The organism is Rothia sp. HC945 (assembly GCF_051370785.1).
In the GTDB taxonomy this organism is placed as follows: Bacteria; Actinomycetota; Actinomycetes; order Actinomycetales; family Micrococcaceae; genus Rothia.
Window position 1 is genome coordinate 731,435 of the sequence record NZ_JBFCSN010000001.1, and the last position, 13,538, is coordinate 744,972.

Consider the following 13,538-nt stretch of genomic DNA (forward strand, 5'->3'; position numbering starts at 1 on the left):
GAGCAATATGTCTGACCAGCCCGTGCATTCCGAGCCCGTTCGCCGCCACATCACGTACCCCGAGTCCCTGCCCGTTTCGGCCCGCAGGGAAGACATCATGGATGCCATCCGGGACAACCAGGTCGTGGTGATCGCCGGCGAGACCGGTTCCGGCAAAACCACGCAGATCCCGAAGATGTGCCTCGATCTGGGCCTGGACGCCGACGGGATGGTCGGTCACACCCAGCCTCGCCGGCTCGCGGCCAGATCCGTGGCTGAACGGATCGCCGAGGAATTGGGCGAGGACCTGGGGCAAACGGTGGGCTACCAGGTCCGCTTCACCGCCGAAGTCGGCGAACAGACCTCGATCAAGCTCATGACCGACGGCATTCTGTTGGCGGAGATCCCCCACGACCCCCTCCTGAAGAAGTACTCCACCATCATCATCGATGAGGCGCACGAGCGGTCCCTGAACATCGACTTCATCCTGGGGTATCTGAAGAGAATCCTGCCGCAACGGCCTGATCTCAAGATCATCATCACGTCCGCGACCATCGATCCGGACCGATTCGCCCGCCATTTCGCCCCGAGCTTCGACCCCGTTGCCGAGCACACCGAGGACGAGCCGATGCCGGAGGACGCAGCCCCGGTCGTCGAAGTTTCCGGTCGCACCTATCCGGTGGAGATTCGCTACCGACCGCTCGAGGGCTCCGCCCAGTCCGACGACGACGCCGACGATCTCGACGCCGAAGACAGGGACCCCCTGGACGCTATCTGCGATGCCGTGCTGGAACTCAAGAATGAGGACCCCGGCGACATTCTGATCTTCTTCTCCGGCGAGCGCGAGATCCGGGACGCCGCCGACGCCCTCGAGGACCTCGCGAAGAAACACCGGTCACTGGCCGGGACGGAGATCCTGCCGCTGTTCGCGCGGTTGTCGATGTCCGAGCAGCACAAGGTTTTCCGGCCCTCCGGCAAGCCCCGGATCGTACTGGCCACCAACGTCGCGGAGACCTCGTTGACGGTTCCGGGGATCAAGTACGTGATTGATCCGGGGACCGCGCGCATCTCTCGTTACTCCGTGCGGACCAAGGTCCAACGCCTTCCCATCGAGAGAATCTCGCAGGCCAGCGCGAATCAGCGCTCGGGCCGTTGCGGTCGCGTGTCGGACGGCATCGCGATCCGGCTCTATTCCGAAGAGGATTTCCTCTCCCGGGCCGAGTTCACCGACCCTGAGATACTGCGCACGAATTTGGCGTCGGTCATCCTGCACACGATGTCGATCGGCGTCGTCCGCTCTCCCGGGGACATGGAGAGGTTCCCCTTCGTCCAGCCTCCGGCCAAGCGCTCGATATCCGACGGCGTCAACGTGCTGAGGGAGCTCGGCGCCCTCAAGGATTCCTCCGATCGGGACGCGGGTCGGGCCGGGAGGACCGGAAAGAGGGGTCGGTCGCGCGGTTCCAGGTCACCGTCTCCCCTGACCGCCGTCGGACGCAAGCTCTCGGCCTTCCCCGTGGATCCGAGGCTCGGACGCATGATCGTTGCCGCTCAGGAACTGGGCGTTGCCAAGGAAGTCATGGTGCTGGCCGCCGCGCTGACGATCCAGGACCCGCGCGAGCGCCCGACCGAACAGCGGGCCCAGGCCGATGAACGCCACGCACGGTTCAAGGACGAGACCTCCGATTTCTCCGGGTATTTGCTGCTGTGGCAGTACCTCCAGGAAAAACAGGCGGAGCTCTCTTCCTCCCAGTTCCGCAAGATGTGTCGGCGGGAGTACATCAACTATGTGCGTGTTCGGGAGTGGCAGGACCTCTACGAACAGTTGCGGAACCTGGGCTCGCGGGCCGGGGTCAAGGTGTCCCGCGGTCGGAGCATTCGAGTGGGCGAAACCGAGGAGGCCGTCCACCGGTCCCTCTTGGCTGGCCTGTTGAGCCACATCGGTTTGAAGGACCAACGCAGGCACGAGTACCAGGGGGCGCGGGGAACACGCTTTTCGATCTTCCCCGGATCGTCCTTGTTCAAGAAGAATCCGGACTGGATCGTTTCCGCCGAACTCGTCGAGACGTCCAAATTGTGGGCCCGTGTCAATGCCTCGGTGGACCCGCGTTGGATCGAGGAAGCCGCCGGATCTCTGCTCAAGCACACGTACTCCGAGCCGTACTGGTCGGCCAAGCGCGGTTCGGTCATGGCCTACGACAAGGCCACGCTCTTCGGCGTTCCGGTAGTGGCCGATCGACCCGTCAACTACTGGCGCATCGACCCCGCCCTTTCCCGCGAGCTGTTCATCCGCAAGGCTCTGGTGGAGGGTGACTGGCGGACCAGGCACCGGTTCTTCCATCGCAATCAGAAACGGCTGGCCGAGATCGATCAGCTCGAGGCCCGGTTGCGCCGGCGTGATCTGCGGGTGGACGACGACGTCATCTTCGACTTCTACGACGCCCGCATTCCCGCGGACGTGGTCTCGGAACGCCACTTCGATCAGTGGTGGAAGAGAACTCGCCCACAGAACGAGCACCTGCTCGATCTGGATCCCGAAAACCTCATCGACGAGGAAGCCCGGGATTACGACGAATCCCAGTTCCCGAGGACCTGGGTCCTGCCGACCTCGGATTCGCAGTTGCGTCTGGACCTCACGTACGAGTTCGCACCGGCGGCCCCCGGAACCAGTCCGGAGGCCGACGGCGTATTCGTGCAGGTTCCGATCGTCTTCCTGAACCAGATCCAGCCCGAGCCGTTCGAGTGGTTGATTCCGGGGCTTCGTCACGAACTCGTGACCGCGCTGATCAAGTCGTTGCCCAAGGCCTCTCGGAAGAATTTTGTGCCGGCGCCCGACGTCGCCAGGCAGGCCGTCCAGGCCCTCGACGCCGACTTCGATCCGTTGCATGACGCGTTGCTGCCTTCCCTCGAGCTGGTTCTCCGACGCCTCAAGGGGTACGTGATACCTCCGGGTTCCTGGAACTGGGATGCAGTCCCCGACCACTTGCGCATGACTTTCCAGGTGCGCGGTTCCGGGAACAAGCTCCTTGGCGAGGGAAAGGACCTGATGGCGCTCCAGGAGGATCTGCGCCCGCAGATCCGGTCCGCGCTGGCCGCATCGCTGGGTGCCTCCCCGGACGCGCTGGCCCGGGTGGCTTCACAGGGCCAGGCCTCCGGCACGGGCGGATCCAGCACCGAGACGGGCGGGCCGGGATCCGGGACGTCGTCGGCGACTTCCGGGGCCTCGCAGAACACCCGACCCGGGTCGGGGCCCGCCTCGGGCTCGGGCGTCGTGGAGGTCTCCGGGTTGCACGACTGGCCGGACACGGATGTTCCGCCCAGGATTACCCGCACCATTGCTGGGCAACGCGTCGAAGGGTATCCCGGTCTCGTGGACGAGGGCCAGAGCGTCGCCGTGCGGGTCATGGCCTCCGAACACGAACGGGATCGGTCCCAGAGGCTGGCCACGATCCGGTTGCTCTCGCTGCGTGTGCCGTCCCCTCAGAAGTACGTGTCCGACCACCTGAAGAATGATGAGAAGATCGTCTTCACCCAGAATCCCCACGGATCGGTCGAATCGCTGATTGCGGACTGTACGGTCGCCGCCTTGGACAAGCTCACGCCCGAGACGGCGCCAAAGACCCGAAAGGAGTTCGAGGCACTGTTCCATGAGGTCCGTGCCGAGCTGATCGATACGGTCTTCGCGGTCACAAGTCTCGTCGCACGAATCCTCAAGACGGCCAATCAGGTGCGCAAGCAGCTCAAGACCTCGGCGTCGTTGGCGGTGATCAACAATGTCAACGACATGAAGGCCCAACTCGAGAGCCTGGTCTATCCCGGATTCGTGGCTGCCACGGGGTACGACCGGCTCGTTCACGTGCCCCGTTACCTCGATGGGATGAGCCGGAGGATCGAGAAGATGGGCGAGCGCCTCTCCAAGGACACGACGTCGATGCTCGAAGTCCAGGCTCTGGAGGACGAGTACGACGCCGCTGCGGAGAAGTACTCGATCGACGGAGTCGTTCCCCCTCCGCTGGCCGATGTCGGATGGATGATCGAGGAGCTCCGGGTCAGCTACTTCGCCCAGGAACTCGGTACGGCCCGACCCGTCTCCGTGCAGAGGATCCGCAAGGCGCAGAAACAGGCGATCGAAAAGATCGCCCACGCCTGAGGCCCCGTCCCGGCCGTTGCCCGGGACCCGTCATCAGGTTCCGGCGCCCCGTTTGAGATACCGCAGGACCGCGGTGACCCGCCGGTGCACGTCATCGGCCTCGGTCAGCCCGAGCTTCGCGAATATTCTCTGGCAGTGTTTCTCGACCCCGCCCTCACCGATGCAGAGGGCCTCGGCGATCCCGGCGTTGGTGTGCCCTTCGGCCATGAGCCCCAGCACCTCGGTCTCACGGGCCGTCAACGAGGCGAGCGACGCGTCGCCATGCCTGTCGCGGAGCAGGAGTTGCTGGACCACGTGCGGATCCAGCACCGTCCCGCCGTCGGCAACACGGCGGCACGAGTCCAGGAAGGCGTCGATGTCCGAGACGCGGTCCTTCAACACGTAGCCGATGGATCCCGTGCCCGAGGCAACCAAGTCTTCGGCGTAGGCGAGAACCACGTATTGGCTCAGCAACAGGATCGGAGCATTGGGGTGTTCACGGCGCACGTCCACGCTGGCGCGCAGTCCCTCATCCGTATGGGAGGGCGGCATGCGGATGTCGCACACCGTCAGGTCCGGCTCCAGCTCGAGCGCGGCCTTTTTCATCGAGGGACCGTCCTCGACATCGGCGACGACCTCGTGGCCGTCGTCCTCGAGAATGAGCCTGAGCCCCTGCCGCAAGAGCGCCGAATCGTCAGCAATTACTATTCGCACGGTATGACTCCCCTGATGAGGGTTCCTTCCCCGGCCGGGGATTCGACAAAGAGCTCGCCGTCGACGCCGCGCAGACGATCCTCCAGCCCGGCCAGCCCGTGGCCCTTCGCAACGGAGGCGCCCCCGACGCCGTCGTCGCGGACTTCGACGACGAGGCGACCGCCCTCCTGACGAACCGTCACGAGGGCTTCCGAAGCACCGGAATGCTTGTTGACGTTCACCAGAGCCTCGGAGACCAGGAAGTAGGCGGGCAGCTCCACGTGGGACGGGGTGGTTTCGTCCGCGTCCCACCGGAGGGCCACGGGAACGCCGGAACGGACCAAGGATTCGCTGACCGCGGCACGAAGGCCCCGGTCCACCAGCAGGGCCGGCGCGATGCCCCGCGACAACTGACGAAGCTCCTGGAGTGTCTCCTGATTCTGTGCGCCGGCCTCCCGGAGAATGCGGTCGGCCTTCTCCGGATCCGTGGACACGAAACGCCGGGCCCTGGAGATGTCCATGCCGAGTCGCACGAGTCGCTGTTGCGGGCCATCGTGGATGTCGCGTTCGAGGCGTCGGAGGGACTCCCCTTCTGCCCGCCGAGCGGCGGCCCGGGACCCCTGCAACGAGGCGACCCGGTGGCGCGCGGATTCCGGCAAGCACAACATGGCCGAGGACAGTTCGGACCGAATTCCGGCCAGCCCGAGGGTCAGCCACGGCAGGGTCGCCAAGAACACGAGAGCCAGGACCACGTAGCCGAACGCCTCGGTGAGGTACGGGTGATCGGACACGAACGGAATTCCCGTGTGCGACCAGGAGAGCAGGTCAGCCAGGGACCCGTAGTTCAGCGGATTGTCCGAACCGGACCGGATCATCAACGTGATCGGACCGGCAATTCCCGCCAAGACCACGCACCACCAGGCGAAGATCACCCAGAAGACGACCGTGGAGACCACGAAGTCCACCAGAATCCACGCAATATTCATCCACGACTGTCCGTGTCCGGCGTCGGCCTTCAACCTGTCGATCAGGCCCTCGCCGTGACGCGGCGGAATGGGCCGTCGCAACGGCCGGCCCCGGAGCCACGCGACCTGGCTCCTCTCGACCCAGCTGACCCCTCGACCGTAATAGATCGCTCCCCACAGCAGGAACACGCCGAGGAAGAAAACGGGCAGCATCCCGACCCCCGCGCTCAGCAGCGTGACGGCCACGACGAAGGAAATAAGGGACAGGGGAAAACTGCCGAGCAGGTACACGCTCGCGCGGCCCCATCGGCGCACCCAGGAAACACCCCGGGCTCTGGGGACCGTCTCCTGGAGGCCATCTCCATTCCCCCACCGTGGGTCGGTCACGGAGTCGGATTCTTCGCTCATGTCATCGGCAAATGCGTTCATGGTTCCATCGTCGTGACAGCGTCGTCTCCGGACCATCCGACCAGCTGGTCAATATGGTGTCGGGCCAGCCCGACGGGCGCTTCCGGCCGACCCCTCGGCGTCGACGCCGGCTCGGACCGTCAGCCGACCTCTGCCTCGGAATGCCCGGCTCGGGTGAGCGCGTCACGAATCGATGCGGCGGCCGCATCCATGGCGTCCTGGTCGGGATCGTTGTCCACCTGATCGAAGCTGAACTCTTCGATCGAGTTGGTCGGCCAGACGTGCAGATGTGCGTGGGGAACCTCGAAGCCCTGAATCATGAGCCCGACGCGAACCGGGTCGTAGACCTCGTTGATCGCCTGACCGATGGTCCGGCACACGGCCATCAGGTGCAGGGCAAGATCTTGAGGAAGGTCGACCCAGTGGTCGATCTCCTCACGAGGCACCACGAGCACGTGGCCCATGGACAACGGTGCGATGGAAAGGAAGCCCACGGCCTTGTCGTCCTTCCAGACAAAGCGGCCGGGCAGATCTCCTTCGATGATTTTGGTGAATACGGTGCTCACGGTGTTTCCTCCAGGTCGACTGACTCGTACGGGTCCAGGCGCGCGTACGATGTGCCGTACTTTCCGCCGAAATTCTTCAGGTGGTTGTTCAGCATCGCCAGGCCGTTCTCCGCCAGGAGACCGTCATGGATGGGATACGCGTGGTCGGCGCCGACGGAGATCACGAAGTCCACCACTTCGTGCAACTTGTTCCACGGTGCGTGAATCGGCACCAGGAGGTCCCGTACGTGGATGCCGTCGGGAACGATGAGACTGTCTCCCGGGTGATACAGAGTTTCGTCGATCATGAAACCGATGTTCTCGACGATCGGCACGAGGGGATGGATCAGAGCGTGCTGACCACCAAAGGTCCGGACCGAGAACGGCGAAAGATCGAAGGCCTCTTCGCCGCGCACCTCGTGCACGCGGTCGGGGGCTGATACGGCGCTCTTGATGACGCGGGCGATCGAACCGGGAGCATGGACCTGGACGCCCGGATGCTGGTCGAGAAATTCGTTGACGATGTCGGCGTCGTAGTGGTCCGGGTGCTCGTGGGTCACGAGGATGTGGTCGACGCCGTCCAGCGCCGTCCTGAGTTCCTCGGCTGTCGAGAAATTACCCGGGTCGAGGACCAGGACGGAACCGTCCTTGTCCAGGCGGATGCACGAATGCGTGAACTTGGTGAGTCGCATGACACCCAGACTATCTCGCCGGCACCATCACGGCGAAGGGGCTTGTCGGAGCCGTTACGCCCTGCGCGATGGACGACCTCGTCGCACCTAGAATGTGCACAATGGGATGCGGCGGTGAACCGCAACCGACCGGGCTGGGACGAGCCCGCTCCAGGAACCGGCAGAAAGAGGGACTAGCATGGCGGCGCAACGACCCGCGCACGAGGGACGCGAGAGGTCCGCCGACGTACGCTCCAGCCAGGAGCACCGCAATACGCGTCAGCGCAGGACCGTGGTGGAGGCCCTCGACACCCTGGAAGACTTCCATTCGGCGCAGGATTTCCACCGCATCGTCGCCGACCGGGGCGGACGGGTCTCCCTGGCGACGGTGTACCGAATTCTCCAGTCCCTCGAGGACACCGGAGACGTGGACGTGGTGCAGGGCGACGACGGCCAGGCCCTTTACCGCAAGTGCTCGGCCGACGACCACCATCACCACTTGTTGTGCAGGCGTTGTGGCGCGGCCGAGGACATCGAGGCCGACGTCGTCGAGCGCTGGGCCGAGCAGGTGGGAGCCGCATCCGGCTATACCCAGATCGCTCACACCATCGAGCTGACGGGCTTGTGCGCTCAGTGTACCCGCGAGGTCGCCGGCTCCTCCTGATTCTCCGGAACGGAAATCCTGCCCGAGCCGGTCATACGGCGCCGCACCACGGCGATTCCCCGGCACACGATGTAGATCAGGAACGAAATAGTGGTCACGTAGGGACTGATCGGCAGGGACCCCGCGAGCGCGAGCATGATCCCGCCCACGGTGGAGATCTCGGCGAACACGATGGACAGCACGACCGCCTTGACCGGTGATGCGGTCAGTTGGATCGCCGCGGCCGCCGGGGTGATCAGGAGTGCCAGGACCAGCAGGGAACCGACGACCTGCACCGAGAGGGCCACCGAGATGCCCAGCAGAAGCATGAAGACCATGGCCAGTCCACGGAGCGGGACACCTTTTGCGGTCGCGACGTCCGGGTCGAGGCTCGCGAACGTCAGCGGCCTCCAGACCGCGAGCAACCCGCCGATGACGACGACCGCTCCGATCACCATCTCGGAAACCTGGGCCGCGTCCACGGACACGATCTGTCCCGTGAGCAACGAGAACTTGTTCGCTGACCGTCCCTGGTACAGGGACAGGAACAGGATCCCCAGACCCAGGCCGAATGGCATCAACACCCCGATGAACGAGCTGTTGTGACTCGCCCTCGCCCCCAGGATTCCGATGATGGCGGCCGCGGCGATCGACCCGACGAGTGAACCGGTGATCACGTCGAAACCGAAGAAGAGGAACAACGCGGCCCCTGCGAAGGACAGCTCCGCGATGCCGTGCACCGCAAAGGACCCGTCGCGCATCATCACGAAGGTTCCGATGAAACCACCGATGAGGGCGAGCACGGCGCCCGCCACGATGGACTGGCTGAGCAGCGAGAACAATGCGCCGTAGTCCTCGAAGACGAAGATGCGCCCCAGGACGTCTCCTGCGGCGAGCATGCTGGGGGCGATGGTATCGATCGGCATCAGGCTTCCCCTCCGACGTCGTGGGCATGGCAGTCGTTTCCTGGCGCTTCGGACGCAGCTCCCGACCCGACGACGACGTAGCGTCCGTCGACTCGCAAGACTTGAACCGGCGCCCCATAGACCCGGCTCAGGGTTTCGGTGGTCATGACGTCCTCGACGCTTCCCACCGTGAACCGTCCATTGGCCAGGTAGAGCACTCGGTCGACGTCGTCGATGATCGGGTTGATCTCGTGGGTCACGAACACGACCGTCGCCCCGGACTCGCGGCGGTACTCCTCGATCAGTTGACTGACCGCGCTCTGGTGTCGCAGGTCGAGGGACAGCAAGGCCTCATCGCAGAGCAGGAGTCTCGGCCTGGAGGCGAGGGCCTGGGCCACCCGCAGTCGTTGTTGTTCGCCACCGGAGAGAAGGCCGATCGGGACCGCGGCGTATTCGGTCGCGCCGACGCGCTCCAGCAATTCGTCGACGCGAGCCTTGCGACGGCGGGACGGGAATCCGGGGCCCCAACGATGGCCGTCCAGCCCCAGTCCCACCAGGTCTCGGGCCCGAAGGGGCGTGTCCGGCCCGAAGGCACGTTGTTGCGGCACGTACCCGATGCGGGGATTTCCCCGCCGGACGCCGTCTCCCAGCACGCGGACGGATCCCCCGGAGAGAGGCAACAGCCCGAGAAGGGTTTTGAGGAATGTCGACTTGCCGGAGCCGTTGGGTCCGAGCACGGCGAAGTACTCCCCCTGGTCAATCTCCAGCGTCAGATCCTTCCACAGCGTCCGGTCCCCGAAGGACAGGGCGGCCGCCTCGAGCTCGACGCTCGGCGTGCGGTGTTCGGACACGGTGAATACTCCTTGACGGATCGGTATGGGACACGGCAGACGGTGACGCCGCCCCGAACCGGGGCGGCGTCACCGTGCGTCGTGAATGATTGTGCTAGTTCTTCTTCTCCAGAGCCTTGGACACGTTGTCGAGGTTCTTGTTCATCCAGTCGACGTAGTTCTCGCCATCGGGCAAGGTCTCGGTGAAGGAGACGGTCGGAACGTCCTGTTCCTCGGCGTAGGTCTTGATGTCCTTGGTCTGAGAGGACTCGGTCTGCGAGTTGAAACCCAGCATCGCGATGTTTCCGGACGCCAGCTGGTCCTTCATGGACTTGATGACGGACGCCGGAGCATCCGTGTCTCCCTCGATGGCTTCGTAGAAGTCGCTCGAGGTGGCGTCCTTCAGCCCGGCGTCCTCCAAAAGGTATCCCGGAACGGGCTCGGTGGCCAGGTACTCGCGCCCCTGTCCGTTGAGCCCCGCTGCCCGGTCCTTGACCTTGTCGATCTCGTCGGCCACGTGGTCTCCGCGCTGGGTGTAGTCATCCTTGTGGTCTTTGTCGAGACTGCCCAGCTCCTCGGCCACCTTGTGGCTGACCTTGGCCATGACCTCGGGGTTGTACCAGACATGCTCGTTGAAGGACCCGTGGTCGTGGTCGTGGTGTTCCTCGGCAGCCGAATCCTCGTCGTGGTCGTGGTGATGGTCCTCCGCGGCCTCGTCCGCACCGGGCAGGCCGGACAGCTTGACCGCGTCGATCTTCGTCGCCTTCGAATCCTTGCTGATGTCGTCCATGAAGGCGTCGTATCCGCCGCCGTTCTCGACGATCAGGTCTGCGTCCTTGACCTTCAGGCGGTCTTGCGAGGTTGCTTCGTAGGAGTGCGGGTCCTGGCTGGTCGAGTCGATGACGGGTTTGACGTCGACGTCGTCACCCGCGACCGACTTGACGATGTCGGAGTAGACGTTCGTGGACGTCACCACGGTGAGCTTGTCGTCGTCCTTCGTCGACTCCGAGTTCGCACTCGAGCAACCGCTCAGTGCGATCCCGCAGGCTGCCGCGACCGCCACCGTCTTCATCCAGCCCGTTCCGCGCATGTATGTCTCCTTGATCTAGAAGTTCGTTAAGCGAACGAATCGCATCTGCAAGAAGTCTACTCAGATGCGAATCGTTCACAATTTAGCGCGGACTTATGTATTCTTCGGTGGTCGCGGCCTCTTGGCCGCCGCGGTCGACTCGTTGTCCCCGACCCCACGGCCCCGACCGCGGCGGGCACGGGAGGCATCCGAGACCCCGACGGGCTGGGACTCATCGCGGTACGGCGTGCCCGTCCGTCGGTGGTCCATGGCCTGCGTCGAGTCCTTGATCTCTCCGATCAGCTCTTCCAGGACGTCTTCCAGGAACAGCACCCCGATGGTGTCTCCCCCGCGCGCGATGACGCGGGCCACGTGCCCGTGGGTGCGCTGCATCGACCCGAGCGCGGCTTCAACGGTCGTGTCCGGCCGCAGGTTGATGAGTGAGCGAACGCGGGTCAGCGGAGTGGGCCGTCGATACCTTTCGTCCGGAATCGAGAGAACGTCCTTGACGTGCAGGTAACCGAGGTAGCTGCCGTCCTCGGACCGGAGCACGAACCGCGAGAAGCCGGTTCGGCCCACGGCCTTCTCCAGATCGTGCGGGGAGCAGTCGGAGGGCAGGGTCACCAGCCGGTCCACCGGCACCATGACGTCTCCGACGCTCTTCTCCGAGAACTCCAGGGCGCCCGAGAGCATCCCGTCCGCGTCAGTGACGAGGCCCTCGGCGGTCGACTCTTCGACGATGGTCTGCAACTCCTCGAGCGTGAAGGTCGAGGAGACCTCGTCCTTGGGATCGACCTTCATGAGCCTGAGCGCGGCGTTCGCGAGCCAGTTCAGGAAAACGATGACCGGTTTGACCGCGTGCGAGATCATCACCAGCGGAGGAGCCAGGATCAACGCGGCCTTGTCGGCCACCGACACCGAGATATTCTTCGGAACCATCTCGCCGAAGATCACGTGCAGGAACGTGACCACCAGGAGCGCCAGAAGGAACCCGATGCCGTCCGCCGCCGACGTCGGAACGCCGAGGTGGGTCAGGGGCAGGGCCACGAGATGGTGGACTGCCGGTTCGGCCACATTCAGGATCAGCAGGGAACAGACCGTGATGCCCAGCTGGCAGCACGCCAGCATGAGAGACACGTGTTCCATCGCTCTCAGTGCGGTCTGCGCACGCTTGTTGCCGTTCTCGGCCAGCGGCTCGATCTGTGACCGCCGGGCGGACATGATGGCGAATTCGCCGCCGACGAAGAACGCGTTGCCGGCGAGCAGGACCACGAGCAGAGCGAGAGAACCCCAGTCGTTCATCGTGAGCCCCCGTTCGTTGCGAGCGAGCGGTCTGAGCCGTCGACGGCCCGCCGCGGCCCGAGGTCTTCCTTGATCGTCTCGTCGGCGTCGTGGGAGGACGGCGTGAACAGGATCCTGTCGACGCGGCGGTGGTCCATGCGCTCGACCTCGAGGATTCCGGTCTCGATCGGCACGGTGTCGCCTACCTCCGGGATCCGTCCGAGCCGGTCCATCATGAATCCGCCCATTGTCTCGAAGGCCGGATCGTCGTCGACGTCCAGCGGGGTCACCTTCTCGGTCACCTCGTCGGGGCGCAGCAGGCCGGGGAAATGCCAGCGGCCGTCGGCGGTCTCGAGCACGCCGGGAACTGCCCTGTCGTGCTCGTCCGCCACCTCGCCGACGATCTCTTCGACGAGGTCCTCGAGCGTCGTGATCCCCGCGGTACCGCCGTACTCGTCCAGGACGACGGCGACTTGCAGGGCCGATTCCCTCAACTGGCGCAACAACGCGTCGAGGTGAATCGTCTCGGGAACGCGCAGGACGTCGTCCATGAGCGCCCCGGCCTGGACCGTGTCCCTCCGCTCATTGGGAACGCCCACCGCGCGCTTGATGTGGACGACTCCCTTGACGTCGTCCTGGTCCTCCTCGTACAGGGGAAAACGCGAGTGCCCCGTCCGACGCGCTTCGTCGATGATCTCGTTGACCGTGGCCGTGGTCGGGAGCATCACGACCTGTCGGCGCGCCGTCATGACGTCCGACGCGGTGTGTTCGGAGAAATTCAGGGTCCGCGCCACGAAGTTGGCGGTTCCTGCGTCCAGAGTGCCCAGATCCGCGGATCGCCGGACCATTGAGGAGAGCTCCTCGGGTGACCGGGCCCCGGAAAGTTCTTCCTTTGCTTCCAGGCCCATGAGGTGCAGGATCTTGTTGGCCGTCCCGTTCATGACCACCACGAAGGGCTTCATGACGGCGGTGAAGGCGAGTTGGTACCTCGCGAGCGCTCGTCCGATCTTGTAGGACTCGGCGATCGAGAGGTTCTTGGGGATCAACTCGCCCAAGGCCATCGAGAGCAGGGTCGCCACGAGCATCGAGACCACCAGGGTCACCGCGGAGGCGATGCCGGTGGGGATTCCCCACCCATCGACCGTCTCGCGCAATAGGCCCTGGATGCCGACGTCGAGCGTGTAGCCGGTCAGCAGTGTCGTGATCGTGATGCCCAGCTGGCAACTCGACAACTGGGTCGACAAGGATTTCAGGCAACGGAGTAGTGGTTCGGCTCGCCGGTCGCCGTCCTGGATATGCCGCACGACAGTCGGCTGGTCCAGCGCCACGAGAGAGAACTCGACCGCGACGAAGAACCCGGTTCCCAGGATCAGCAGGATACCGGCGAGGATGAGTAACCATTCCACGGTGTTAATTCACCATC

Annotated in this window: 11 protein-coding genes; 2 read left to right on the forward strand and 9 right to left on the reverse strand. The window is 64.6% G+C overall.

Translation table 11 applies throughout. The features are described from left to right. Nucleotides 1-7 precede the first annotated feature (7 nt). Nucleotides 8-4,126: an ATP-dependent RNA helicase HrpA gene (hrpA, locus tag AB0Y14_RS03210; protein WP_436587809.1), complete on the forward strand. Its 4,119-nt coding sequence runs from the start codon at nt 8-10 to the stop codon at nt 4,124-4,126. A 33-nt stretch (nt 4,127-4,159) separates the two neighbouring features. Here the strand turns inward: hrpA and AB0Y14_RS03215 are convergent, their stop codons facing one another. The 4 genes from AB0Y14_RS03215 to AB0Y14_RS03230 all read right to left on the reverse strand — a co-directional run bounded on the left by AB0Y14_RS03215 (nt 4,160) and on the right by AB0Y14_RS03230 (nt 7,408). Beyond that, nucleotides 4,160-4,819, reverse strand: coding sequence for a response regulator (locus AB0Y14_RS03215; RefSeq protein WP_436587810.1), 660 nt, complete (start codon nt 4,817-4,819; stop codon nt 4,160-4,162). Beyond that, entirely contained in the window at nt 4,810-6,192 is a 1,383-nt protein-coding gene (locus AB0Y14_RS03220) for a sensor histidine kinase (RefSeq protein ID WP_436587811.1), read from the reverse strand. Before AB0Y14_RS03220 ends, AB0Y14_RS03215 begins: the two co-directional genes overlap by 10 nt. Before the next feature lie 119 nt (nt 6,193-6,311). Beyond that, nucleotides 6,312-6,737, reverse strand: coding sequence for an HIT family protein (locus AB0Y14_RS03225; protein WP_436587812.1), 426 nt, complete (start codon nt 6,735-6,737; stop codon nt 6,312-6,314). Next, nucleotides 6,734-7,408, reverse strand: coding sequence for an MBL fold metallo-hydrolase (locus tag AB0Y14_RS03230; protein ID WP_436587813.1), 675 nt, complete (start codon nt 7,406-7,408; stop codon nt 6,734-6,736). Before AB0Y14_RS03230 ends, AB0Y14_RS03225 begins: the two co-directional genes overlap by 4 nt. Nucleotides 7,409-7,586: 178 nt before the next feature. Between AB0Y14_RS03230 and AB0Y14_RS03235 the strand changes: the two genes are divergently transcribed. Further along, a complete protein-coding gene (locus tag AB0Y14_RS03235; protein ID WP_436587814.1) occupies nt 7,587-8,051 on the forward strand; it encodes a Fur family transcriptional regulator in 465 nt (154 codons plus the stop codon). Here AB0Y14_RS03235 and AB0Y14_RS03240 read toward each other — a convergent pair. From AB0Y14_RS03240 to AB0Y14_RS03260, 5 genes are all read right to left on the reverse strand, one after another. Then, nucleotides 8,018-8,956 carry a metal ABC transporter permease gene (locus tag AB0Y14_RS03240; protein WP_436587815.1) on the reverse strand — a complete coding sequence of 313 codons (939 nt, stop codon included), beginning with the start codon at nt 8,954-8,956 and terminating at the stop codon, nt 8,018-8,020. The two genes, AB0Y14_RS03235 and AB0Y14_RS03240, sit on opposite strands and share 34 nt — an antisense overlap. Next, complete coding sequence (locus AB0Y14_RS03245) at nt 8,956-9,786, reverse strand: metal ABC transporter ATP-binding protein (RefSeq protein ID WP_436587816.1); 831 nt, start codon at nt 9,784-9,786, stop codon at nt 8,956-8,958. Before AB0Y14_RS03245 ends, AB0Y14_RS03240 begins: the two co-directional genes overlap by 1 nt. Nucleotides 9,787-9,880: 94 nt before the next feature. Next, nucleotides 9,881-10,855 (reverse strand): metal ABC transporter solute-binding protein, Zn/Mn family, encoded by a 975-nt coding sequence (locus AB0Y14_RS03250; protein WP_436587817.1) that lies wholly within the window; start codon nt 10,853-10,855, stop codon nt 9,881-9,883. 93 nt (nt 10,856-10,948) lie between these two features. Continuing rightward, nucleotides 10,949-12,136 (reverse strand): hemolysin family protein, encoded by a 1,188-nt coding sequence (locus AB0Y14_RS03255; protein WP_436587818.1) that lies wholly within the window; start codon nt 12,134-12,136, stop codon nt 10,949-10,951. Continuing rightward, nucleotides 12,133-13,521 (reverse strand): hemolysin family protein, encoded by a 1,389-nt coding sequence (locus AB0Y14_RS03260; RefSeq protein ID WP_436587819.1) that lies wholly within the window; start codon nt 13,519-13,521, stop codon nt 12,133-12,135. The genes AB0Y14_RS03255 and AB0Y14_RS03260 overlap by 4 nt, the downstream gene beginning before the upstream one ends. Between the last annotated feature and the right edge of the window lie 17 nt (nt 13,522-13,538).